Source organism: Ruegeria sp. CL5, assembly GCF_056536485.1.
The window spans coordinates 307,704-330,582 of record NZ_JBQFPS010000004.1 but is presented as its reverse complement, the minus strand read 5'-3'; the positions used below and the strand labels follow the sequence as shown (position 1 = coordinate 330,582).

General features: G+C 57.5%; 31 protein-coding genes. 14 read left to right on the top strand and 17 right to left on the bottom strand.

What is annotated here, in order from left to right; translation table 11 throughout:
• Positions 1 to 40 precede the first annotated feature (40 nt).
• Together ACR0IU_RS09595 and ACR0IU_RS09590 are read left to right on the top strand one after the other, a co-directional pair.
• The gene (locus ACR0IU_RS09595) at positions 41 to 364 is read left to right on the top strand and encodes a hypothetical protein (RefSeq protein WP_010438581.1); all 324 of its coding nucleotides are present in this window, start codon (positions 41 to 43) and stop codon (positions 362 to 364) included.
• A gap of 4 nt (positions 365 to 368) precedes the next feature.
• Positions 369 to 587, top strand: coding sequence for a GDCCVxC domain-containing (seleno)protein (locus ACR0IU_RS09590; protein WP_083828990.1), 219 nt, complete (start codon positions 369 to 371; stop codon positions 585 to 587).
• Between the two features lie 112 nt (positions 588 to 699).
• On the opposite strand, the gene ACR0IU_RS09585 is transcribed toward ACR0IU_RS09590, so the two are convergent.
• Complete coding sequence (locus ACR0IU_RS09585; RefSeq protein ID WP_480716083.1) at positions 700 to 1,191, bottom strand: RNA pyrophosphohydrolase; 492 nt, start codon at positions 1,189 to 1,191, stop codon at positions 700 to 702.
• Between the two features lie 137 nt (positions 1,192 to 1,328).
• Between ACR0IU_RS09585 and ACR0IU_RS09580 the strand changes: the two genes are divergently transcribed.
• A complete protein-coding gene (locus ACR0IU_RS09580; RefSeq protein WP_480716082.1) occupies positions 1,329 to 3,356 on the top strand; it encodes a 2,4-dienoyl-CoA reductase FMN-binding domain-containing protein in 2,028 nt (675 codons plus the stop codon).
• A gap of 100 nt (positions 3,357 to 3,456) precedes the next feature.
• Positions 3,457 to 4,746, top strand: a complete 1,290-nt coding sequence (locus ACR0IU_RS09575) for an MFS transporter (protein ID WP_480716081.1) — start codon at positions 3,457 to 3,459, stop codon at positions 4,744 to 4,746.
• 4 nt (positions 4,747 to 4,750) lie between these two features.
• Here ACR0IU_RS09575 and ACR0IU_RS09570 read toward each other — a convergent pair whose 3' ends face one another.
• Entirely contained in the window at positions 4,751 to 5,071 is a 321-nt protein-coding gene (locus ACR0IU_RS09570; RefSeq protein ID WP_480716080.1) for an NIPSNAP family protein, read from the bottom strand.
• A 72-nt stretch (positions 5,072 to 5,143) separates the two neighbouring features.
• Here ACR0IU_RS09570 and ACR0IU_RS09565 point away from each other — a divergent pair, with 72 nt between their 5' ends.
• Positions 5,144 to 5,824 (top strand): ArsR/SmtB family transcription factor, encoded by a 681-nt coding sequence (locus ACR0IU_RS09565; RefSeq protein WP_480716079.1) that lies wholly within the window; start codon positions 5,144 to 5,146, stop codon positions 5,822 to 5,824.
• Between the two features lie 3 nt (positions 5,825 to 5,827).
• On the opposite strand, the gene ACR0IU_RS09560 is transcribed toward ACR0IU_RS09565, so the two are convergent.
• Entirely contained in the window at positions 5,828 to 6,268 is a 441-nt protein-coding gene (locus ACR0IU_RS09560) for a DUF4399 domain-containing protein (RefSeq protein WP_260023377.1), read from the bottom strand.
• 228 nt (positions 6,269 to 6,496) lie between these two features.
• On the opposite strand from ACR0IU_RS09560, the gene ACR0IU_RS09555 reads away from it, so the two are divergent.
• Positions 6,497 to 7,402, top strand: a complete 906-nt coding sequence (locus tag ACR0IU_RS09555; RefSeq protein WP_010438570.1) for a LysR family transcriptional regulator — start codon at positions 6,497 to 6,499, stop codon at positions 7,400 to 7,402.
• A gap of 81 nt (positions 7,403 to 7,483) precedes the next feature.
• Here ACR0IU_RS09555 and ACR0IU_RS09550 read toward each other — a convergent pair whose 3' ends face one another.
• From ACR0IU_RS09550 to ACR0IU_RS09530, 5 genes are all read right to left on the bottom strand, one after another.
• Entirely contained in the window at positions 7,484 to 8,299 is an 816-nt protein-coding gene (locus tag ACR0IU_RS09550; RefSeq protein WP_480716078.1) for a DUF2189 domain-containing protein, read from the bottom strand.
• 148 nt (positions 8,300 to 8,447) lie between these two features.
• Positions 8,448 to 9,350: an OmpA family protein gene (locus ACR0IU_RS09545; RefSeq protein ID WP_480716077.1), complete on the bottom strand. Its 903-nt coding sequence runs from the start codon at positions 9,348 to 9,350 to the stop codon at positions 8,448 to 8,450.
• Positions 9,347 to 9,919, bottom strand: a complete 573-nt coding sequence (locus tag ACR0IU_RS09540; RefSeq protein ID WP_480716076.1) for a peroxidase-related enzyme — start codon at positions 9,917 to 9,919, stop codon at positions 9,347 to 9,349. The genes ACR0IU_RS09545 and ACR0IU_RS09540 overlap by 4 nt, the downstream gene beginning before the upstream one ends.
• Before the next feature lie 10 nt (positions 9,920 to 9,929).
• A complete protein-coding gene (locus ACR0IU_RS09535) occupies positions 9,930 to 10,640 on the bottom strand; it encodes a GNAT family N-acetyltransferase (protein WP_480716075.1) in 711 nt (236 codons plus the stop codon).
• Positions 10,637 to 11,359 (bottom strand): competence/damage-inducible protein A, encoded by a 723-nt coding sequence (locus ACR0IU_RS09530; protein WP_480716074.1) that lies wholly within the window; start codon positions 11,357 to 11,359, stop codon positions 10,637 to 10,639. The genes ACR0IU_RS09535 and ACR0IU_RS09530 overlap by 4 nt, the downstream gene beginning before the upstream one ends.
• A gap of 51 nt (positions 11,360 to 11,410) precedes the next feature.
• On the opposite strand from ACR0IU_RS09530, the gene sfsA reads away from it, so the two are divergent.
• Together sfsA and map are read left to right on the top strand one after the other, a co-directional pair.
• A complete protein-coding gene (sfsA, locus tag ACR0IU_RS09525) occupies positions 11,411 to 12,112 on the top strand; it encodes a DNA/RNA nuclease SfsA (RefSeq protein WP_480716073.1) in 702 nt (233 codons plus the stop codon).
• Between the two features lie 109 nt (positions 12,113 to 12,221).
• Complete coding sequence (gene map, locus ACR0IU_RS09520) at positions 12,222 to 13,034, top strand: type I methionyl aminopeptidase (protein ID WP_480716072.1); 813 nt, start codon at positions 12,222 to 12,224, stop codon at positions 13,032 to 13,034.
• Here the strand turns inward: map and ACR0IU_RS09515 are convergent.
• Genes ACR0IU_RS09515 through ACR0IU_RS09500 form a run of 4 tightly spaced genes read right to left on the bottom strand, consistent with a single transcriptional unit; the run spans position 13,022 to position 15,629 of the window.
• Positions 13,022 to 13,201, bottom strand: a complete 180-nt coding sequence (locus ACR0IU_RS09515) for a hypothetical protein (protein WP_480716071.1) — start codon at positions 13,199 to 13,201, stop codon at positions 13,022 to 13,024. The genes map and ACR0IU_RS09515 overlap by 13 nt on opposite strands.
• Before the next feature lie 25 nt (positions 13,202 to 13,226).
• On the bottom strand, positions 13,227 to 13,862 hold the full coding sequence (locus tag ACR0IU_RS09510; protein ID WP_480716070.1) for an HAD family hydrolase: 636 nt from the start codon (positions 13,860 to 13,862) through the stop codon (positions 13,227 to 13,229).
• Between the two features lies 1 nt (position 13,863).
• Positions 13,864 to 14,421, bottom strand: coding sequence for a 16S rRNA (guanine(966)-N(2))-methyltransferase RsmD (gene rsmD, locus ACR0IU_RS09505; RefSeq protein ID WP_480716069.1), 558 nt, complete (start codon positions 14,419 to 14,421; stop codon positions 13,864 to 13,866).
• The gene (locus ACR0IU_RS09500; RefSeq protein WP_480716068.1) at positions 14,418 to 15,629 is read right to left on the bottom strand and encodes an NAD(P)/FAD-dependent oxidoreductase; all 1,212 of its coding nucleotides are present in this window, start codon (positions 15,627 to 15,629) and stop codon (positions 14,418 to 14,420) included. The genes rsmD and ACR0IU_RS09500 overlap by 4 nt, the downstream gene beginning before the upstream one ends.
• A 99-nt stretch (positions 15,630 to 15,728) precedes the next feature.
• Here ACR0IU_RS09500 and ACR0IU_RS09495 point away from each other — a divergent pair, with 99 nt between their 5' ends.
• The 4 genes from ACR0IU_RS09495 to ACR0IU_RS09480 all read left to right on the top strand — a co-directional run bounded on the left by ACR0IU_RS09495 (position 15,729) and on the right by ACR0IU_RS09480 (position 17,251).
• Positions 15,729 to 16,214, top strand: a complete 486-nt coding sequence (locus tag ACR0IU_RS09495; protein WP_170541899.1) for a peroxiredoxin — start codon at positions 15,729 to 15,731, stop codon at positions 16,212 to 16,214.
• A gap of 102 nt (positions 16,215 to 16,316) precedes the next feature.
• Entirely contained in the window at positions 16,317 to 16,562 is a 246-nt protein-coding gene (locus tag ACR0IU_RS09490; RefSeq protein ID WP_010438542.1) for a glycine zipper 2TM domain-containing protein, read from the top strand.
• Complete coding sequence (locus ACR0IU_RS09485) at positions 16,556 to 16,921, top strand: EF-hand domain-containing protein (RefSeq protein ID WP_480716067.1); 366 nt, start codon at positions 16,556 to 16,558, stop codon at positions 16,919 to 16,921. The genes ACR0IU_RS09490 and ACR0IU_RS09485 overlap by 7 nt, the downstream gene beginning before the upstream one ends.
• Positions 16,922 to 16,942: 21 nt before the next feature.
• The gene (locus ACR0IU_RS09480) at positions 16,943 to 17,251 is read left to right on the top strand and encodes a hypothetical protein (protein WP_170471619.1); all 309 of its coding nucleotides are present in this window, start codon (positions 16,943 to 16,945) and stop codon (positions 17,249 to 17,251) included.
• Here ACR0IU_RS09480 and ACR0IU_RS09475 read toward each other — a convergent pair.
• The 4 genes from ACR0IU_RS09475 to ACR0IU_RS09460 are packed head-to-tail and all read right to left on the bottom strand — an operon-like array spanning position 17,234 to position 19,991.
• Entirely contained in the window at positions 17,234 to 17,539 is a 306-nt protein-coding gene (locus ACR0IU_RS09475; protein WP_170471617.1) for a 4a-hydroxytetrahydrobiopterin dehydratase, read from the bottom strand. The two genes, ACR0IU_RS09480 and ACR0IU_RS09475, sit on opposite strands and share 18 nt — an antisense overlap.
• Positions 17,536 to 18,723 carry a GNAT family N-acetyltransferase gene (locus ACR0IU_RS09470; RefSeq protein WP_480716066.1) on the bottom strand — a complete coding sequence of 396 codons (1,188 nt, stop codon included), beginning with the start codon at positions 18,721 to 18,723 and terminating at the stop codon, positions 17,536 to 17,538. Before ACR0IU_RS09470 ends, ACR0IU_RS09475 begins: the two co-directional genes overlap by 4 nt.
• 45 nt (positions 18,724 to 18,768) lie before the next feature.
• A complete protein-coding gene (locus ACR0IU_RS09465; protein WP_480716065.1) occupies positions 18,769 to 19,539 on the bottom strand; it encodes a glycerophosphodiester phosphodiesterase family protein in 771 nt (256 codons plus the stop codon).
• A complete protein-coding gene (locus ACR0IU_RS09460) occupies positions 19,536 to 19,991 on the bottom strand; it encodes a RidA family protein (RefSeq protein WP_010438528.1) in 456 nt (151 codons plus the stop codon). The genes ACR0IU_RS09465 and ACR0IU_RS09460 overlap by 4 nt, the downstream gene beginning before the upstream one ends.
• 296 nt (positions 19,992 to 20,287) lie before the next feature.
• Between ACR0IU_RS09460 and ACR0IU_RS09455 the strand changes: the two genes are divergently transcribed.
• Complete coding sequence (locus ACR0IU_RS09455; RefSeq protein ID WP_010438526.1) at positions 20,288 to 21,103, top strand: MlaA family lipoprotein; 816 nt, start codon at positions 20,288 to 20,290, stop codon at positions 21,101 to 21,103.
• Positions 21,093 to 21,701, top strand: coding sequence for an MlaC/ttg2D family ABC transporter substrate-binding protein (locus ACR0IU_RS09450; RefSeq protein ID WP_170541913.1), 609 nt, complete (start codon positions 21,093 to 21,095; stop codon positions 21,699 to 21,701). The genes ACR0IU_RS09455 and ACR0IU_RS09450 overlap by 11 nt, the downstream gene beginning before the upstream one ends.
• A 77-nt stretch (positions 21,702 to 21,778) precedes the next feature.
• Here the strand turns inward: ACR0IU_RS09450 and ACR0IU_RS09445 are convergent, their stop codons facing one another.
• Positions 21,779 to 22,876 carry an ABC transporter ATP-binding protein gene (locus tag ACR0IU_RS09445; protein WP_010438520.1) on the bottom strand — a complete coding sequence of 366 codons (1,098 nt, stop codon included), beginning with the start codon at positions 22,874 to 22,876 and terminating at the stop codon, positions 21,779 to 21,781.
• Between the last annotated feature and the right edge of the window lie 3 nt (positions 22,877 to 22,879).

Genomic DNA, 22,879 nt, shown 5'->3' with positions numbered 1-22,879 from the left:
GGCTGACACTTCGACAACTCCAACTAGTCAAGGGAAAGAAATGCAGAAGTACCTTAGCGTTAGTTATCTGGGATCACTGTCAGCACTCGGCGTCGCGACTTGCTGTGTATTGCCCATGACAATGATGTTGATGGGACTAGGAGGCAGTTGGCTTGCCATTTTCGGAAAGATCGCGGCGGCAAGCAACTACGTATTGGCGATTTCGACGGTGCTTGTCGCTATATCGTGGCTTGTATCTTATCAGCGCGGTTCCCTAACAAAGTTGAAATGGTGGCTTTCGGGGACGACCGCAATCACCGCGTTAGCTTGGGTCGTCGTCTTTAACGAGGCCCGGATCAACGACTACCTGATAATGCAGATGTGAGACAATGACAGAGCAAACTGTAGTGCTTGAAAGCACCCTAACGTGCCCGAAATGCGGTCACAGCGAAACCGAAATAATGCCGACGGATGCTTGCCAGTGGTTCTATGAATGCAAGTCTTGCGCAGCGGTCTTGAAGCCGTTGGAAGGGGACTGTTGTGTCTACTGCTCCTATGCCACGGTGCCTTGCCCGCCGATCCAGAATGGCGATAGTTGTTGCGGATGACAAAGTCTGCTTTGTTCCGCATATCGGCCATTCTTCAGACCCTTCGGTACCGCTCCGCTTTGAGAGATTGACTGTCTGCAAACCGACATGCACTCAATGAAGTGAACTGCGGTCAAATCTCAGGCAAATGTCCTCGAAAGACCTCGACCACACGCGCATACACGTCTCGTTTGAAGGGTACGATTTCATCAACGAGCCGTGACGGTGTCTGCCACTTCCAGTGGGTGAATTCCGGGTGCTCAGTTGAGATGTTGATCTGATCATCCCGCCCCAGAAACCGCATCAGGTACCATTTCTGCTCCTGCCCGCGATACCGGCCCTTCCAGATTTTGGGCACAATGTCATGCGGCAAGTCATAGGGCAGCCAGCCGTCGGTCTCGGCGATGATTTCGACTAAATCAGAAGTCACGCCGGTTTCTTCCCACAGCTCGCGCAACGCCGCATCGCGCGGGTCTTCATCCTTGTCCACTCCGCCTTGGGGCATCTGCCACGCGTCTTTGTGGCGGTCATTGCGCTGACCGACAAAGATCTTGCCCTCTGCATTCATCAACATCAACCCCACGCAGGAGCGATAAGGCAGTTTGGCGATTTGGTCGGGGGTCATGCTTGGCCTCATGAAGATGCTTTGAAGCGTCTGTAGCAAGCACTGCGGAAAACGCAAAGGGAATGACGTTAGGTTTCGCGTGACAACGGTGACGCGAAGGTCAATCTGACGGACAAAGTCGGGAGGGAGAGTTTGCCATGACTGCGTACCCAAACATGCTGGCCCCGCTGGATTTGGGCTTTACCACGCTGAAGAACCGCGTGCTGATGGGCTCGATGCATACCGGGCTGGAAGAGACTGGCGACTGGAACCGTGTCGCCGAGTTTTACGCGGATCGCGCGCGTGGCGGTGTGGCCTTGATGGTGACGGGTGGAATTGGCCCAAACCTAGAGGGCTCGGTCCTACCCGGAGCCTCGATGATGACCAATGAGACAGAAGTGGCAAACCACTCCATCGTGACCAAACGCGTGCATGAGGCGGGTGGTAAGATCGCAATGCAGATTCTGCATGCGGGGCGGTACGCCTATGGGCCGAAATGCGTCGCCCCCAGCCCGGTGAAATCTCCAATCTCTCCGTTTCCGCCGCATGAACTGGACGAAGAGGGCATCGAAAAGCAGATCAGCGATATCGTCAACGCCGCTGTTCTGGCCCAGAAGGCGGGCTATGACGGGGTCGAGATCATGGGGTCCGAGGGGTATTTCCTGAACCAGTTCCTCGTGACCCACACCAACAAGCGCACCGACCGCTGGGGTGGGTCCTATGAAAATCGGATGCGCCTGCCAATCGAAGTGGTACGCCGCACGCGCGAAGCCGTGGGGACCGATTTCATCATCATCTATCGCCTGTCGATGATTGATCTGGTGCCCAATGGGTCGACCCATGACGAAGTCGTTGAACTTGCGCAGCGGATTGAGCAGGCCGGGGCGACAATCATCAACACTGGGATCGGCTGGCACGAGGCGCGAATTCCAACGATTGCCACCAGCGTACCCCGTGCGGCCTTTGCGTGGGTCACAAAGAAACTGATGGGCAAAGTTGGCATCCCGGTGATCACCTCGAACCGGATCAATACGCCTGAAGTGGCCGAAGAGGTTTTAGCCACCGGCTGCGCTGACATGGTGTCTATGGCCCGTCCGATGTTGGCCGATGCGGATTTCGTGAACAAAGCGATCGCCGGTGAAGCAGCGAAGATCGCCCCCTGCATCGCCTGCAATCAAGCTTGCCTGGATCATACCTTCAGCGGCAAGCTGACCTCGTGCCTGGTCAATCCGCGTGCCTGTCATGAAACCGAACTGGTGATCGGCAAGTCCGCGGTACGCAAGACCGTGGCCATTGTCGGCGCGGGACCTGCCGGTTTGTCGACCGCGATGACTGCCGCCCAGCGCGGCCATGACGTAACCCTGTTTGATCGCGCCGCCGAGATTGGCGGACAATTAAACATGGCCAAACAGGTGCCGGGGAAAGAAGAGTTCTGGGGACTGGTCGACTGGTACCGCACCATGATGGACGATCTGGGTGTGACGGTCGAACTGAACCGCGAAGTCAGCGCGGATGATCTCACCAGTTACGATGAAGTGGTCATCGCCACCGGTGTCACCCCGCGCGATCCGCAGATCCCCGGACAAGAGCAAGACAATGTGCTCAGCTATATCGACGTGCTACGCGACAAGGCCGAGATCGGCAAATCGGTTGCTGTGATCGGGGCCGGAGGCATCGGGTTCGACGTCTCCGAATTCTTGCTGGAAGATGGCCACAGCCCGACCACGGACCTGCCTCTTTGGATGAAGGAATGGGGCGTCACTGACCCGGCCGAACATCGCTCGGGACTGGCACCCGAAGGTCCGCAGCCTGAGGCGCCCGCGCGGCAGGTCACGTTGCTGCAACGCAAAGCAAAGCGTCACGGCAAGGGGCTCGGCAAGACAACGGGTTGGATTCACCGTGCGACCCTAAAGATGAAAGACGTTAATTTCGTAGGCGGCGTGAATTACGAGCGCATCGATGATGACGGCCTGCACGTGAGCTTTGGCGAAGCCCACGAAGACCCGACTGTGATCCCGGTGGATACGATCGTACTGTGCGCGGGTCAGGTCTCGGACCGTTCACTGGCAGATGAGCTAATTGAACGCGGGATAACACCTCATGTGATCGGTGGTGCAGATTTGGCCGCCGAGTTGGACGCAAAGCGCGCAATCAATCAGGGGACGCGGCTGGCGGCAACTTTCTAAATTGCATCGGATTGGCGCCAATCCGGTTGCCAATCCTTGCTATAGTCTCCCGTTTATCGTGAAGTTGGCACGATCAACACACGTTGTTTGAAACGGGACTATGAGTCAGGAGCCGTTCGTACCGCGCCGCAGCAACCTGCCGATTATAGCCGGCCAAGGTGCGCTGTCCGTCATGGCCTGGTCCATGGCCAGCCCGGCGATCGTATTGACTTTTCTTGCGGTGTCACTGGACCTGCCCGTCTTTTTGGCTGGCCTTTTGGTGACCATTCGGCACGCGGCGGGCACGCTTGCGGATATGTTCTTTGCACAGTCGATCGCCCGACTTCCCCAAAAGAAGTCAGCCATCGCCCGGGCTGATCTGGCGGTTGCTATATGTTTTCTGATTGTCATTTTCGCCGTTACCTATGGCAGTAGACCGGTAACCATTGCAGCATTTGTTGTTGGGATATTCGTCATCGGTGTCTTGGGAGAGATCAAGAGCCTGATGATCATCGATTTCATCAGCGACAATCTGACCTCAAAAGACAGGATGCGAATTAGTTATACGCAGAAGGCGCTTGGAGGCGCTGCAACGATTGCCATTGTACTGTTGCTGCATCAGCTATTTCAGGATGCCCCCGCACTGACACGACACAGCACAGTAGTCGGACTTGGTGCCACCTGCTTCGTTTTCTCAGCCGTATTCATGATGACTCTGCAAGAGAAATCGCCGGATCAGACCTCGAGCACCGCGTCGTCCGCCAACACACGTTCGGAGGCGATGAAGGCATATTGGCAAAAGGCCAAAGCGCTACTGAAAGAACGCTGGTTTCAGAAATATGTTCTGATCCGGCTTGCTTTTGTTCTGACCGGCCTGTCAGTTCCCTTCTACGCATTGCTGGCGGCAGAGGCGCACCACAGCTCGTCGCAGGGTCTGACAGCGCTTGTTGTATCGTCGGCAGCCGCATTGTTGGTGGCGTCGCCCCTTTGGAGGGCGCTCAGCAGTTATTCCAATCGAGTCGTCATGGTGGCCGGGGCGTCGATGGTTGCCCTTACAGGGATAGGGTTGGTAGCGATCCATCGTTGGGGATTTGATCACAACGTGCATCTGCATGCCGTGTCGCTGTTTATCGTAACTGTAGCCGTCACCGGGCTGGGCAGTGCTCGTGGGCTTTATTTTATGGACGTCGCCCCAAAATCCCAACGGATCGCGGCGCAAGCGATCTCACAAACGCTGGTGCGGGTTGCCGTCGTCGCCATCTCAGCGGCTTTGGCTGCGATTGCCCACATGAATGAAATCGTATGGGCGGTCGCTGCCATTTCGGCCGGTAGCCTGCTTGCGGTTGTGGCGATTCTGTCCTTTGTCGAACCGAGTATTCCGAAGGACGCGAGGCAGGAAGAAAAGGCGTAGTTCGTTACGTTCTATCATACGGCGCTGAGACACATCTGAGCCAAGTTCGATCCTCCCGTAGTATAAAGCCTTCTTGTTGCGCAAATGCGTAGTTCTCCTGCCCAAGTGGATCAGCCGACAGACGAGCGCGGTAGGACTCATATTCAGCAAGACTGGGAATGTTGTAGATTCCATAGGCTAAGGTCGATGACCCCTCATGCGGTGCGAAATATCCGACCAGATCAGCCCCGCATCGCGGAATCGCCTGTCCCCAATTGCGCGCATAGGTCTGAAACTGCTCTTTTTTCGTCGGATCGATCTGGTATTGGATTATACAAGTGAGCATAGATGCCTCCAGTTGATGATTGGCAAAGAATAACCTCTTGGATGCGGCTTATGTTTCGACTATGGTCGAAGCATGCGAGACGGACCGGATATTGCACAGATCGCGGCGCTGATTGGCGATCCTGCGCGTGCCAATATGTTAACAGCACTGATGTCAGGCAAAGCGCTGACGGCTGGCGAACTGGCGCGTGAGGCCGGGATCAGCCCCCAAACCGCAAGCTCACACCTGAAAAAGCTGCTTGCAGGCAGCCTGGTCCGGGTGCGTGGACAGGGACGGCACAAATATTACGGACTGTCCGGAGAAGATGTAGCGCATGTGCTGGAAAACCTTATGGGGCTGGCTGCAGGGCGCGGCCATCTGCGGACGCAGACCGGACCAAAAGATGCGGAAATGCGGTCAGCGCGGGTTTGCTACAACCATCTTGCGGGCAGCCGTGGGGTGCAGATGTTCACCGCAATGCAGAAACAAGGGTATCTTGAGGCAACGGAGGACGCGGTTCACCTGACCAAAGAGGGCACTCAATTCTGCACCGGCTTTGGCATCGATCTGGAAGGGCTCAGCCGCAGCCGCGCACCGCTTTGCCGCCCCTGTCTAGACTGGAGCGAACGAGAAACGCATTTGGCCGGTAAGCTTGGCCGCGCCATGCTGACCCGCATGGAAGAGATCGGCTGGCTGGTGCGTATACCTGACAGCCGCATCATCCGCTTTACCCGAACAGGAGAAACTGAGTTCGACGCACAATTCAGCGCTTAACCACTACTCTACAGTGATTGTAATCACCTCTGAAACGATTGGCGTCGCGTGGGGCACATGACCCGCATCACCCAACACAAGCTGCAAAGTGTGTTCCCCCGGGCTCAATTCCAGCGTGACCTCGGTCTGGCCGCCGCCAAAGTGGATGTGATTGTCATCTGCGGGCAGCCCATAGGCCAGTTCATCCGCGCCGTCTTCACCCTGCCCCAACGGAGGACGATCAACCAGAAGGTGATGGTGGCCCGTGTTCTCCTTTTCGGTTCCGGCAGGAGCGACACCCATGCCACTTAGGCCAAACACGATCGTGACGGGTGATTGTACGGTGTCTCCGTCAGTCAGATTTGCGAAATAAACCCTGGCATCAGGGTTTGACGGCGTTTCTCCTCCGGCCGACGCGAGAGTTGCGGACAGGCACAGAGCGGCAGCAGCAAATAGGGCTTTCATGATCTCCTCCATGGTCACAAAAATGCCATCCTCACCATAGCACGATAGAGAAAAAGTCCAGATATCGGTTATTTGTGTTGGGTGTTTGGAATTACAGCACGACAACTTCGGCGTTTCCCAGTCGCAAACGATCCCTATCAAAACCCTGATATTATCTCATGTCTGCCCAGTTCTCGCCCAGATTGATCGCGATAAAGAGACAACGAACAGAAGACCTGGGGAACGAGAATGGATCGACTGACCGAAATGGAGGCCTTTTCCAACGTGGTGGACCAGGGTGGTTTCACCGACGCGGCCAAAAAAATGGGTATCTCCAAATCAGCCGTGTCCAAACACGTGTCGAGCCTTGAGGCGCGGCTGGGTGCGCGACTGCTAAACCGCACCACACGCCGGGTTTCACCGACCGAGATTGGACTGGCCTATTATGATCGCGCCCGGCGCGTGCTCAACGATGCGGGCGAGGCAGATGCGCTTGTAACCTCGATGCAATCCGACCCTTCTGGTCTTCTGCGGATCAGTGTGGCGACAGATTTCGGTGTCAATCACCTGTCACCTGTGCTTTCGGAATTCCTGTCTGCCTATCCCGATATCACCGTGAACATGGTGCTGAACAACCGTTACGTCGAACTGATCTCGGAAGGCTTTGACGTGGCCGTGCGCATTGGGGAACTGGAAGACAGCACCTTGCGCGCCCGCAAACTGACTGAAACCGTAAAACGCATGGTCGTAGCGCCCAGCTATATCGAGCAGTTTGGGCGCCCGCAAAAGATCGACGACCTGAATGAACACAAGCTACTGCACTATTCGAGCCAGTCCTCGGGCAGCGTCTGGAAACTGACCGCGCCGTCGGGCGAAAAACGTCAGGTGCGCACCGCTGGTTGGTTAAGCGTAAATGACGGGCAGTCGCTGTTGAACGCCGCAATCTCAGGCCTTGGGATCGCACATCTGCCAAGCTATCTCTATGCCGACGCGCTGAAATCGGGCGAGGTGGTGGATGCGATGCCTTCGCTTCCGGACGAGGTGCAAGGCGTTTACGCAGTTTATCCGCCGGGCCGGTTCACCCAGCCCAAGGTGCGTGCTTTCATCGATTTTCTGGTCGCATCCTTCGCTGAAAAAGGTCCGATGGATTGGTAGAATTCTCCCTGTGGAACCTAAATGACCCGCGCTGATCAGTGCGGGTCTTTTTTTGTCGCTCGTTCGATCTGAATCTGCCGGTCAAACCTCAGCAGGTGATACAGCCCGCTGATACAGGTGCCATGTGGTGTGACCCAGGATCGGCAGCGTAAAGACAAGTCCCAAAAACGCAGGTACCAGCGATATCAGCATGGTGACCGAGATGATCGCAGCCCAGCCGAGCATCACCACCGGATTCTCGGAGACGGCGCGAACCGAGGTAAGCATGGCAGAGACGAAATTGGTTTCACGATCCAGCAGCATCGGCATGGCGATAACGGTTACCGAGAACAGCACAGCCGACAGAAACGCCCCGACGCAGGTGCCAATCGCAAGGAAGGTCCAGCCCTGCGGCGTGAAAAGCACGATGTTCAAGAACCCCTCAAAATCGGAAAATGACGCTTTTTGCAGAGTGATCGCCAGCCAAAGGCGGATTTGATAGGTCCAGACCCAGAATATGAACAGGGTGACGAAGGCCATCCAGCCCAGTTCGCGTTTGCGTTGATTGGCCATGACGGTGAGGATGTCGGACCACCCGAAGCTTTCCCCTTTTTGCAAGCGACGGGACATCTCATAGAGCCCCGCGGCTGCGAAGGGCGCGACCAGCGGAAAGCCTACCGCCGCAGGAATGATCATCCAGATTTTGCCAAGCCAGACTAGGCACCAGACGAACAGGATGCCGAATACCGCATAGAACAGGCCAAAAAAGCCGCTCATGACCGGGCGCGCAAGGAAGTCGGAAAACCCGGCCTTAAGCGACGCGGTGATATCTGCAGCTGTTAGCCTGTTGACCTCGGGCATGGCTTGTTGTGGGGCCATGTTATCCGGCGGTGTGGAATCGTCGGTCCTGGATGCCATGACGCACTCCTCCCTATGCATGGTGGCGGGTGGGACTGCCTGCCAACAGGTCCGACGGCAAGGCAGATGCCCCGTTCATCTGCAAGTGTGCATCAGGGTGCGGCATCAGGGCAAGAGGTGCGCAGGGCAGCTACGATGCCCGCGCCCGTCAGTTGACCAACAACACCGCCTCGACCCGGCGATTGATATCTCGGCCCTCGGGCGTGGCGTTCGAGGTGATGGGCGCAAGATAGCCCACACCCTGCGCCTCGATCCGGTCGGCGGCAACGCCATGCGCTTCGATCAGGCGCGCGCGCACGGCTTCGGCCCGTTTGGTACTGACCGCAATATTGGCCGACAGGGCGCCGGTATCATCCGTGTGTCCGACCAGCGCCAAGCGGGTCGATGGATTGTCGGCCAGATAGCCCGCAAGCAGCGCTAGCGAGGTAAATGGCCCTTCGCCCAGCGCGACTTCGCCGGTGCGAAAGTGCAGATCATCGAGAATGACGTGACCGGTGCCGCTGAGATCGCTGAGCAACCCGGCCGAGCCTTCAACGGTATCTTCGATCACCAATGGCGGCGCGGGTTGCGTGCCCAGCGGAGTCACCCGGATCATCTGCACATAGCCATCTGGCGGGTTACGGCTGACCAGCAGGCTCAGCACCTCGTCGCCGCGGGTCGCGGACAGAAAGCGGTAATCGTGGATCGCCACATACATGTCGGGTGTCGGCACCACCTCGGTGCCAAAGCGGAAATCGAACCCGCCACAATTGCGTGCCTCGCATTCAAACGCGATCTCGAAACCCTGCGCCTGAAGCTGGTCCCGCAGGGGCGCAAGGATTTGCAGCGTTGTGCTGGACCCAGCCTGAAGCCGCCATGTCAATCGCTCAACGCGCCCTTCGACGGTCCGCGACGGAACCGAGCCATCGGCAAACACGCCGGTCGGCACGTCATAGCTGTCCAGCGCGCTGGTGCGGTCAGATATCTGCCGGGTACCCGCAGGAAAATTCAACTCCTGCGCCAAGGCAGGCGCGGCTAGCAAAGCAATACAGATGCACAGGGTTCGGATCATCGGAACTGGGCGTGATACTCGGGGTTCGGGACCATCGCAGTGGCACTGGCCACGCGGTTGGTCATGTTGAAGAAACCGGTGACGTTGGCGATATCCCAGATGTCGCGGTCCGAGAATCCGGTATCGCGCAAAAGCTGGCGATCGGGCTCTTCTATTGTGGTGCTGGCGGTGGTCATCTTGGCGGCGAAATCCAGCATCGCACGTTGGCGTGCATCCAGCTTGGCGACACGGTAGTTCATGACCAGCATCTCGCCCAGTTGCGGGTCACCCGAAAGCTGCCGCACCGCCGCACCATGGGCTACGAGGCAATAGAAACACTTGTTGATCGAGGACACGACGACCGCGATCATCTCACGTTCCAGCTTGGTCAGCCCGCTGTCGGCCAGCATCAGGTCATTATACATCGAAGTGAAGGCGTTTAGTTTGTCGATATCGAAGGCATAGGCGCGCAGGACATTCGGCACCATTCCCAGTTTGTCGACACAGATATCAAAGTATTTCTGCGTCTCTGACGGTAGTGGGTCCACCATTGGCAGATCCAGGGCAGTGGGCATGTCCGGTTTGGTCAAATCGCTCTCCTCAGATGCGCTGGCGATAGTGGTATTCTCCGACGATCTTCATCCCCAGCGAGTGGTAGAGGCCATTGGCCCCCGCGTTCGCCTTGGTACAGATCACGCTAAGGGTCTGCGCGCCATTGTCCAGCGCCCAAAAGGCCGCGGCGCGCATGGCCCACTGGCCCAACCCCTTGCGGCGGTGATCCGGCAGGATTTCCAGCGCGTGCACCATCGCAATACCTTCATGAATAGCCACAAAGCCGGTTCCTGCGGGTTGATCGCTGTGGCGCAACAAAAGGCCGGTCTTTGGGCCCGGTGCCCGGTACATGATGGCAATCCGCTCGGGGCCGATACCGCCCTGCGCCCAGATCTCGCGCATGATGGCCAGCGGTTCCCAGATGTTGAACACGGTCACGCGCGGGATCGGGATATCGGTCAACTGCTGCGCCGGGCAGGAGTAGATATTGACCGGATCAAGGATGTCGTAGCCGCGTTCAGCAAGCTGAGCGTCCAGCGCCTCATCCCCCGGGCGCAGACAAAATATGCGCTTTTGGCCCATCGCCTGCATGGCGCTTTCAGCTGCTTCGATATCGGCGCAGGTTACCTCTCCGATCCGGCTGGCGGCGGATACGCGCGACCCTCCGCCCTGCCCTTGTCGCAGCCGAAATGGGCCTTGCATTTGATAGCCTGCAGCAGGCCATGTGCCGTCAACGATGGCGGCCCAATCGGGGCTCAAAGCTCGATCTCTTTCGCGAGGCGGGTCATGGCGGCATCGATGCGCCCGCCATCGACGCCACGGACGACCACATTTGCCCCGAACACACCATTGGTTTGGAACGGATAGCAACCGATCGCCAGATCGTCGAAATCCTTGGCCAGTGCGGCCAGGGTCGCCGCAATATCGCCCTCACCCCGATCCACGCGGAGGGTCTGCGACAAAAGCGGGCTGCCGCCGGTGAGCAACGGTAGGACGCTTGCCACCATGGCCTGAAAAACCAAAGGCACCCCGGCCATGACATGGACGTTCGCGATGGTAAAACCGGGCGCGGTTGAGACCGGGTTGTCGATCAATTCCGCCCCGTCCGGGATACGCGCCATCCGCAGGCGGGCTGCGTTCAGCTCCAGCCCGGATTTGTCGTAATGCGCCTCAAGCAGCGCCCGCGCGTCGTCACGAACATCGATATGCACGCCAAAAGCGCGGGCGATACAATCGGCGGTGATATCGTCATGGGTCGGACCGATGCCGCCGCTGGTGAACACATGGTCATGGGCCTGGGACAGCGCCCCGACTGCCGCTTCGATCGCGCGCGCATCATCGCTGACGATGCGCACCTCTTTCAGATCGATGCCGTGTTTGGTCAGCTCTCCGGCCAGATAGTGCATATTGGCATCGCGGGTGCGGCCCGAGAGGATCTCATCCCCGATCACCAACATTGCAGCGGTTGGATTGGCCATGGCGCGCCCTCCCTCTTGATCGACCGTTAGGGCAGGTATAGGCCCTTGGCCATGCGATTTGAAACCCCCCTTGTCCCCGCCCGCCTGATCCGCCGCTACAAACGCTTTCTGGCCGATTGCAGGTTGGAAGACGGGCGTGAGGTGACAGCCCATTGCGCCAATCCCGGCTCAATGTTGGGTCTGGCGGAACCGGGTGAGAAAATCTGGCTGGAGCCCAACGACGATCCCAAGAAAAAACTGAAATACGGCTGGCGGCTGGTCGATCATGAGAACGGGCATTTCACTGGGGTCGACACATCAGTCCCAAACAAGGCGCTTCGGGCGGCGCTCGAGGCACGTGAAATCCCCGAACTGTCGGCCTATGAAACCGTCCGCCCCGAGGTCAAATACGGTGAAAACAGCCGCATCGATTTCCTGCTGACTGGGCCGGGCCTACCCGATGCTTATGTCGAGGTCAAAAGCGTCACCCTATCGCGCCAGCCCGGTCTGGCCGAGTTTCCCGACAGCGTTACAACGCGCGGCACCAAGCATTTGGGGGAGTTGGCGGCCATGGCGGCGCAGGGGCACCGGGCAATCATGCTCTATCTGGTGCAGCGCTCCGACTGTGACAGGTTCGCTCTGGCTGCGGATATCGATCCGGCTTATGCGGCGGCATTTGAGTCCGCGATAGGGGTTGAGCGTTTTATCGTTGGTACGCGGATCACACCCGAAGGCGTCTGGGTCGAACCCGCCCGGCGATGGCACATGGGCTAGTACATAAATTACTCAGCCCTATTTACTGGTTGAAAACTGCACCCTCTGGTACTTTCTGCACAAGCAGCGTAAAAGAAGTGCTGCGTGAAATATTTGGAGTCTCGCACCGATGAAAGAACATCGTGGCCGTCTGACCAAGGATGGCATCCGTATCTACGAACAGACTGACTTTGCCGGAATGCATGCGGCAGGGGCGCTGGCTGCGCAGATATTGGACGATATTGCTGATCATGTTTTTGTTGGTCAGACCACTGGTGCGATTGACGGGCTGATCACTCAGATGGTCGAGGATGCGGGCGCAGAATCAGCGACCATTGGCTATAAAGGTTATCAGCACGCAAGTTGTATCAGCGTGAACCATGTAGTCTGTCACGGCATCCCCGGCGAGAAGAAGCTGAAGGATGGCGATATCCTGAATATCGACGTCACTGTGATCGTCAATGGCTGGTTTGGTGACACCTCGCGTATGTACGTGGCTGGTAAGCTTCCGCGTAAAGCCGAGCGGCTGATTCAGGTGACCCATGATGCGCTGTTCAAGGGCATCGATATGGTCAAGCCGGGCAATACCTTCGGGGATATAGGCCATGCCATTCAGGCCTATGTCGAGGCGCACCGGATGAGCGTTGTCCGCGATTTCTGCGGCCATGGGCTGGGCCGTGTTTTCCACGCGCCGCCCAATGTCCTGCACTATGGCCGTCCGGGTACAGGCGCGGTTTTGGAAGAAGGCATGTTCTTCACCATCGAACCGATGGTCAATCTGGGTCGCCCCGAAACCAAAACACTTGCCGATGACTGGACTGCCGTGACTCGCGACAAATCTCTGTCGGCGCAGTTTGAGCATTCGGTGGGTGTGACGGCCGATGGGGTTGAGATTTTCACGCTGTCACCGGGTGGCAAATATCATCCGACCTATTCGTCCTGATCGGTCGCCTGATCGCGTAACAGTTTCAGCAACAACGTCTCATCGCGCCAGGGGATCACCGCGTCGTTGATAAAAATCGGCGCGCGCATCGGTTTGGTCGGCGGCCCGGTGGTGGCGTCGCTGTCTGTCAAAAAGCCCCAAAACGGAGGTGTGATGGCGCGGTCCATGGGCCGACCTTAGCATATTTCTCGGTCAGAGTCCCAAAAGCCCCGGCACGTGTGACATATCCGTGAAGACCTCGGCCCCCAGCGTTGCCAGCCGCGCGCCGTCGTCGTGGGCTACATAGGCGAGGCAGCGCATATTGGCACGGATGGCGGCGGTGACGCCGTTCTCACTGTCTTCGATCACGACCGGCGATTTGGCGCCAAATTGCTGCGCCGCTGTCAGGAACAGGGTGGGGTCAGGTTTACCTGAGCCCAGCACATGGGCCGAAAACATGACCGTGCTGAACCGCTCCCACAGACCGTTCTGACCCAGAGTAATCTGCATTTTCTCTGGCCTGCCATTTGAGGCGACACAATAAGGAATGCTGGCTGCATCCAATTGCGTCAGCAATTCTGGGATGCCTTCAACCAAAGGAGTGCCCGCTCGCAGCCTCTCATAGATTTCCGAGTAGATTTGATCGGTCCAGTCGTCAGGCAGATCCGCACCGAGATCGCGCGCCTTGTCTCGGACACCAGTCATCGTACCACCGACGAAAAGAGACATGCACTCTGCAAGGGTCAGGTGCAGACCATATTGGGCCAGATTGTCGATCATGACCTGATTGGACAGAACCTCGCTATCAACCAGAACCCCGTCGCAATCGAAAATGACCAGATCATGCATATCAGCCCCCAGTTCGCCTCATCAGCGAAATGCACGTGTCGCCATATTTTCGCGCCTCATGCAGAGTGAACCCATTTGGAGCAATCATGGGGGCGTTTTCCTCCCACACGATCAGGGCGTCCTGGGCCAGCCAGCCACCTTTGGTGGCCGCCGCCAGCGCCTTTTGACCCAGGTCTTTGCCATAAGGCGGATCAAGAAAGACCAGATCGCATGCGTCGCCTGGGTTTTCCCCCAACCGCGTTGCGTCACGTCTGATCAGAGTGGTCTGGTCCCGACTTCCGGTCAGATCGATATTCTTGCGGATCAGACTCTGCGCAATTCGCCCATCATCGACAAACGTAACATGGGCCGCTCCGCGCGACAGCGCTTCAAGCCCCAACGCACCAGTACCTGCAAACAGGTCCAACACGTGCAGACCATCAATGTCGATCTGATGGTTCAGGACGTTGAAAAGGCTTTCCCGCACCCGATCGGTGGTGGGGCGCAGATGTGCTCCAGCATCGCCCTTGCCGACCGAGGCCAAAGCGCGGCCCCGGAAGTTACCGGCGATGATCCTCACGCTTTGAGCAGCGGTTTCAGTTCCGCTTCTGGGTCAGCCACCACCGTCGGATCGGCTGTTTTACCCGCATCGATCAGGCGTTTACCTACCATATAAGCGCGCGGGTCATTCATCGCGTCGACCGCAATCAGCTGATCGCCTTTATAGTACCAGAAGGACACCGTCGCGCCTTCACCCTTTCGGGTCACGACGCGATCATAGCCTGTATTTAGGCCCGCAATCTGCAGCTTGACGTCGTACTGATCCGACCAGAACCACGGCGTCGCGGTATAATCCTTGGCAGCACCCAGCATGTTCTGGGCCACAATCTCGGCCTGGTCGATGGCGTTGGGCACGCTCTCCAGACGAATGCGGCCCTCACCATGCGGGAACGAGGCACAATCACCCGCCGCCCAGATCGACGGGTCCGAGGTGCGGCCATGGGCATCGGTTTTGATGCCGTTGTCCAGCTCCAACCCCGCCATTTCAGCCAGTTGCGTTGAGGGCGCGATTCCGACCCCCACCACGACGAAATCCACCTTTAATTCAGTGCCATCGGACAGAATAGCACCCGTCACCTTACCATCTTCTCCAACCAAACGATCCAGCCCAACGCCTTCGCGAATGTCGGCTCCGTATTCCGTATGAAGCGTACGGAAATAGTCGCTGGTCTCTTTCGCGGCGACACGTTGCAGAATACGGTCTGCCATCTCGACCAAGGTCACCTTGACCCCACGCTTGGCACAAACCGCGGCGGCCTCGAGCCCGATATAGCCGCCACCGACGATCAAAGCGCGCGCGCCGTCGGTTACCCGAGGCTCCATCTCGTCGATATGCGCAAGATCGCGCACCACATGGACGCCTTCAAGATCGCCACCAACGGCTGCGGGCAGGCGACGCGGATCAGAGCCTGTGGTCAGTGCCAACTCGTCATAGGCGATCACGTCATCACCTATCGTTACCGTTTTGGCCTTGGGGTCAATTCCGGTCACACGCTGCCCCAGTCGCAGGGTGATGTTATTCTCGGCATAGAAGCTCTCGGGTCGAAGGAACAGGCGTTCCAACTCCATCTCGCCCAACAGGTAACCCTTGGACAAAGGTGGGCGCTGATAGGGCAGGTGCGGCTCGGCACCAATCAAGGTGATGTCGCCCTCAAACCCATCTTTGCGTAGCCGCGCCACGAGTGAAGCACCAGCCTGCCCTGCTCCGATCACGACGATATGGCTCATGTTGTGCTCCCCTGCAGAATTCCGATGGTCTCTTTCTTTCGACAACCTATATTGCGACAAAGCCCGACTCTGCAAATCCAAATGACAGGAGCTTAATAAATGATCTCAACAGGTGACATGCTGCCCGACGCGACGCTAATTCAGATGGGAGCCGATGGCCCTGAAGAGGTGCGGATTTCAGAAAAAACAAAAGGGCGCAAGGTGGTGATCTTTGCTGTGCCCGGCGCATTTACCGGGACCTGCACGACCGCGCATGTCCCAAGCTTCATGCGGACAAAAGGCCAATTCGACGCAAAAGGAGTTGATGAGATCATCTGTATTTCGGTCAACGATCCCTTCGTGATGGGCGCTTGGGGTGAAAGCACTGGAGCAACTGCCGCAGGACTGACCATGCTGGCTGACGCCGCATCAGAATTCACCAAGGCGATAGACATGGATTTCGATGCACCACCGGTTGGTCTTCTGGCACGGTCCAAGCGCTATGCCATGTTCGTCAATGACGGAAAGGTAATCGCCTTGAACATCGAAGAGAATCCGGGCGTTTGCGAGATTTCGGCTGGCGAAGGTCTGCTTGAAACCTTCTGATCCCGGTTGGCCCCGGCATCACCGGGGCCACATGAAACGCATTTAACTTGATGCAACGACCCGATGTGCCAATACTTGGACATACAACCCGGGAGTTCATTGATGCGACTGAAATTAATCACTTTGATTCTTGGTGGCGCCGGCGCCTTAGCCGCGTGCGGCCCTGCCCCTACACCCCAGCAACAAGCTGCTCGGCAACACGAGATCGCTTGTCTGAGCGGCACCATAGGCGGCGCATTGATCGGCGGAGTGATCGGCAATCAATTTGGCGGTGGATCGGGCAAAACCATTCTGACGGCGGCGGGCGCTGCTGCAGGTGGGTTGTCTGGCGAACGTTACGCATGCTGAGGAGATTGGATTTTAAACAAGCATTGATCATCATCGCTGTCATTCTGATGTCTGGCACCGCAAGCGCCGAAAGTGTCGCAGAACTGCACGATGCCGAGCTGAACAATATCGACAAGAACAATGATGGGTTTCTGTCCCGGGACGAATTCAACGCGTTCTCGGATTATGCGTTTCAAGCGATGGACGAAGACAAGAACGGCACACTTGGCCTGGATGAAGCTAAACCGTTCCTAGACATCAAGCAGTTTCAGAATGTTGACCGCGATGGAGATAACGCTATCTCACGGCCAGAATACGACGCCCAGATGGACAGCGATTTCACCTCGGCTGATCTGGATGGCAATGGGCAATTAAACTAATGCTCAATCAGGAGGCGTAAGATGACGAGATGGATCAGCCTCGGCGCGCTTCTGGTGCTCGCGGCTTGTGATGTACCGCAATCACCTGTTGTTACCGGCCCAGACGGACAGACCCGCATTCAGATCAATACCGCCGGTTTGACCTGTTATGAGACGCGATGCCTCGACATCAACCCGTCGACCCGCAGCGTCCGCTCGGTCGGCAGCCGCACGATCAGAATTCCGGCCAATATCGATATCAGCGGAGGAACCATTTCTCCAGATGATTTCAAACAACTAGGAACCGCTGCGTTGCTGGCAGGTGGTGCAGGGTCAGCTGGCGACCGATAGAAGGCTATCCATCTTGCGCGCCAGCTTGGCGTCTTGTGCGGACAGGCCGCCAACATCATGGGTGGACAGCACCACCTCGACTGTGCGGTAGACATTCGACCATTCGGGGTGGTGGTTCCATTTCTCGGCCCAGATCGCCACTTGCGTCATCCAGCCAAACGCGGCGACAAAATTGTCGAAGATGAAGGTCTTGGTGATCGCATCGCGGTCTTCAACCATGGTCCAGCCATTTCTGAACAGCGGGTCCAGCAGCGGGCCGCGGGTCTCGGTCGACAGAAGTTCGGTCATTGCTGTTCCTCCGGGTTCGATTTCCTGAACGGACCGTAATCCGTCAGAATCTCGATCTCTTCTCCCACTGCGTGGGCTTCGGCGTCCAGATATTTCTGAACTGCATCAGCAAAACCCGGATCACCGACCCAGTGCAAGCTATGCGTGCGGGTCGGCATATAACCGCGCGCTAGCTTGTGCTCGCCCTGGGCACCTGCCTCAACCCGGGCCAGCCCTTCGGCAATGGCAAAGTCGATCGCCCTATAATAGCACAGTTCGAAATGCAGGCAGGGATGGTGTTCCACGCAGCCCCAATAGCGGCCATAGAGCGTTTCCCGGCCGATGAAATTCAAGGCCCCGGCTACCGCGTATCCGTTGCGTTCGGCCAGCACCAGAGCGATGTCATCTGTCATGGTTTCCTGAGCGATATCAAAGAATTGCCGCGTCAAGTAGGGTGATCCCCATTTGCGCGCGCCGGTATCCTGGTAGAATCGCCAGAAGGCATCCCAGTGCTCGGGCCGCAGATCATCGCCTGTGATCGTACGAATCTGCCCGCCGAAGTCACAGGCCTGCTCGCGTTCTTTCCGGATATTTTTGCGTTTGCGCGAAGATAGCGCTGCCAGAAACCCATCGAAATCGGTGTATCCATCATTGAGCCAGTGAAACTGCTGCGAATGCCGGACCATCAGGCCCATCTGTTCGCCAGCCAGCGCCTCGGCCTCGGTGCAGAAGGTGGCGTGCAGTGAGGAGATGCGATTTTCGGCGGCTAACTGCACCGCGCCTTGCACCAGCGCTGACATGCCCACCGCATCATAGCCGGGCCGTACCAGAAAACGTCGGCCTGTTGCGGGTGTAAATGGCGCAGCGATCTGCAGTTTCGGATAGTATCGCCCGCCTGCACTTTCATAAGCATGGGCCCAGCTGTGATCGAAGATGTACTCACCCTGCGAATGCGATTTGGCATACATCGGCGCCGCACCGATCAGCATTCCATCAAGATAAGCCGTCAGATATTGCGGCTGCCAGCCTGTGCCGCGTCCGACCGAACCGCTTTCTTCCAAAGCCAGCAAAAATCGGTGTGCGGTGAACGGATCATGCGGTCGCCCGCCATCAGCAACCTCAGGACAGGCGCAACTGTCCCAATCGCCCGCTGTTATCTGCGATAGCGATGTCAGAACCCGAACCTCAATCTGTGCCTGATCCATGTCCCCTCCGCGCTGCACCTTTATCTGTGATCGCGCGCGGCAGGATCAAGCGGGATATTCGGCCAGATAGCCTTCGAAGGTCACATTATCGGCAACCCTGCGCGCCTCGGCCTCTTGTTCAGGCGAGCGCACCGTCCAGCACAGGATCGGCACACCTTGCTCCTTCAGCTCGGCGACCCGGGGTCGGTCAAGATCAGAAGCTTCATGGCTGATGAAACTGGCCCCAACACGGTCAAAATCCGGGATATTGCGCAGATGGTCGCAAATGGATTGCGGCAAAAGCTCGGCCTTTGGGTCGTAAGAGCCGGTAACGAGACCGCGCGGTAGGTGTGGCGCAAGGCGCGCGAGTTCGGCAACCGCGTGTGGGTTGAATGACATTAGTGCGACCAGTCCGACATAGCCTTTCAGCGCTATTACTACATCCGCTTCCAACGCACCGATATCAGGTCCCATTGCCCCATCCTGATCCTTAAGCTCAATCAGAAGAGGCACCCGACCGGCAACCATGTTCAACACCTCTTCGAATGACGGGATACTCTCACCGTCGGAATGCAGCAGAGGCTGCGCCTGAGCCTGCGCCGCAGTGATTTGCTGAATAGGTCCCGCGCGTCCGGTCAGGCGAGTCATGTCATAGTCATGAAACACCATCGCACGGTTATCGCGCGTGCGCTGCAGATCAATTTCAATGCCATATCCCGCGTCGATCGCAGCACGAATGGCGGACCGGCTGTTCTCGGGCCGCTGGTCTGCAACGTCATGCAGCGCCCGATGTGCAATCGGGCGCTTCAGAAACTCAAGGGGCAGCGAAGGTGTCATTGAACCTCGAAGATGCCTTCGATTTCGACCGCGACGCCTAGCGGCAGCGACGCCGCGCTGACGGCTGAGCGCGAGTGACGACCAGCCTCACCCAGCGCCTCAACCAGAAAATCGGACGCGCCATTGATCACCTGCGGTTGCGCGGTGAAATCAGCAGTCGAGTTCACGAAACCAGTCAGTTTGATCACCCGCACCAGTTTGTCGATATCGCCGTCGCACGCCGCTTTTACCTGAGCCAGCAGATTGATGGCGCAGACCTTGGCCGCAGCCGCACCTGCCTCAATATCCATGTCATCGCCCAGCTTGCCTGTGATCAGATCGTCCGCCTTGGAGATTTGGCCCGACACATAGACGATGTTGCCGATGCGCACGAACGGAACGTAGTTTGCTGCGGGCGCGGGCGCGTCCGGTAAATTGACACCCAAGCTGTCCAGTTTTGCTGCAATACTCATGTGGTTGATCCTCATCTCACAGTGATTCCGCGCGGACGCTAACCGGGAACGCAGGTTTCGGAAAGCGGGAAAGCGGTAATTTTCTTAAGGCCTGCGAACTGCGCGGGTGTTCTCCTGTTCAGGAAGTGTTGAATTCGTGTCACTTTACGACCTCCCACCTACTGAGGTAAACGCGAGTCGTTGTTTCATATTCCGCGCGAAACCTCTATGTGAGACGAATTGCGCACCATGAGCGCAATGGCCGTATTGATTGAAGGCCCGGCACACCACCGGGTATTTTTGGAGTAAAGAAGACAGTGCCAAGCTATATTCGCCTGAAGCACCTATTCATATTCGCCATCATGACGGTTCTGTCGGCATGCGCAACGCAGCCACAGGACGCTGCCGCGCGAGGTGAGATTTTCGACCCTTACGAAGGTGCCAACCGTGGCATTCACAAGTTCAATCTGGGCGTTGACCGGTTCCTGTTCCGTCCAGCCTCAAAAGGCTATGTGAAGATCGTGCCCGATCCGATGGTCACCAGCTTCAATCACTTTGCTGAAAACCTGACCATGCCAGGGCAGGCTCTGGATTATCTGTTGCAAGGCAATCTGAAACAATCGGGCAACGCGTTGCTGCGCTTTCTGATCAACTCGACCGTGGGTGGATTTGGCCTGTCCGCTCCGGCGGATGAATTGAACCTGCCGCCCGTCGACACTGATTTCGGAGAAACCTTGCATGTTTGGGGTGTCAGCGAGGGCGCCTACGTGGAACTTCCTTTCTATGGCCCGTCGACCGCACGTGATGCTGTCGGCGTCGTATTCAATCTTTTCTCGAACCCAATTAACTTCTCTCCGGTGCGTCCGGTCGACAACATTGGTGTCTATGCCGAGGTTGTGCGGCGCATGGGGGATCGTGGACGGTTCTCGGATACGGTCGATTCAATTCTTTATGACAGTGCCGATAGTTACGCGCAGGCACGTACGATCTATTTGCAAAATCGCCGCTTTGAACTGGCAAGGGATGATGAAGACGCCTATCTGGGTCTGTATGACGATCCCTACGCCAACACCGGGACCGACCCTGTCAGAGACCCCTATCTTGACCCGTATGAGGACCCCTATGCCGAATAACCTGTTGAACAGACGCCGATTTGTAGCCGCTGCCCTGACCGGGATGACAGTTGCCGCATTGCCTCTGCCCGCGTTTGCGCTGACCGAAGCGCAGGCCAAGCAACTGGTCAACAGCGTGGTGGCCGATATCACGCGTATCATCGACTCCGGCAAATCCGAAAATGCCATGCTACGCGATTTTCAGAAGATTTTCGTTCAATACGGTGATGTGCCGATCATGGCCCGCTATGCGTTGGGGGCGGATGCACGCACAGCGTCATCCGCGCAGCTGCGCCAGTTCACCAAGGCGTTCGAGGGCTATATCTCGCGCAAATATGGTCGCCGGTTCCGCGAGTTTATCGGCGGCGAGGTAACCGTGCGCAATGCGCGTAAGATCAAGACCGGATACGAGGTCAGAACCTCAGTCAAACTGCGCGGCTCGTCCCCATTCGAGGTGACCTTCCTGGTGTCGGACAAATCGGGTCGCGGCAAGTTCTACAACATGTTCATCGAAGGCGTGAACCTGCTGCTGACCGAACGCACTGAAATCGGCGCGATGCTGGATGCGCGTGGCGGTGACCTAAATCGCCTGATCAAGGACCTGAAAAACACCGGCTGATCCTGATATCCGAAAACGAGCGTGCCGCCGGTTAACACCGGCGGCACAGTGGTGATCCGTTGCCTGAATCCACGGAATCAATTGAGCCGTTCACCGGTTTCCTTGGCGAAATACGACACCTTGCTCATGTCGAAAGCCAGGTTCAACATCTGGCCCGCCTGCGCGCTGGTTTCGGCATGCAGGCGCGCTGTGACCTGCTTGCCCCCCAGTTCTGACACCACATAGGTGTCGGCCCCGGCAGGTTCGACCATATCGACCATGCAGGCCGCCTCTTGCACACCTGCCCCGGCGCGGAAACCGGCCTCGGCGATGTCTTCCGGGCGTAGACCGAGGATGACATCCTGCGGCAGTTCCGGTGCGCGCGCATCGGTTAAGACCAGCGTATCGCCGGTTTCTCGCGTGATCGAAATCTGCGTCCCCGAACCATTGTTCGATGCCTGTGCTGGGATCAGGTTCATCGCCGGAGAGCCCATGAAATCCGCTACGAAAAGGTTGGCCGGGTTGTTGTATATCTCGGCCGGTGTTCCGATCTGCTGCACGATCCCGCCTTTAAGCACGACGATCTTGGTCGCCAGCGTCATCGCTTCGATTTGGTCGTGGGTCACGTAAACGATCGAAGCGTCCAGCGTCTGGTGTAGCTTCTTGATCTCGGTCCGCATCTCGACCCGCAGCTTGGCATCAAGGTTCGACAGGGGTTCGTCAAACAGGAACAGCTTAGGATCACGCACCAGCGCCCGACCCATTGCGACCCGTTGACGCTGACCGCCCGACAATTGGCTTGGGCGGCGGTTGAGCAGCGGTTCGATCTGCAGCAGCGACGCGACCTCTTTCAGCTTGGCATCCTGAGTGGCCTGATCGACCCCACGCACTTTCATGCCGAAGGTGATGTTCTTGGCGACCGACATGGTCGGGTACAAAGCGTAGGACTGGAACACCATCGCGATGTCGCGGTCCTTTGGGCTGACATGAGTCATGTCGTTGCCGCCGATGGACAATGTGCCGCCGGTGATCTCCTCCAGCCCCGCGATGCAGTTCAGCAGGGTGGATTTACCGCAGCCTGAGGGGCCGACAAGCACCAGGAAATCGCCCGGTTCAATCGAGATGTTTATGTCTTTCAGAATTTCGACAGGGCCGTAATTCTTGTAGAGTTTGTTGATATCAAGGATGGGAGCCATGGG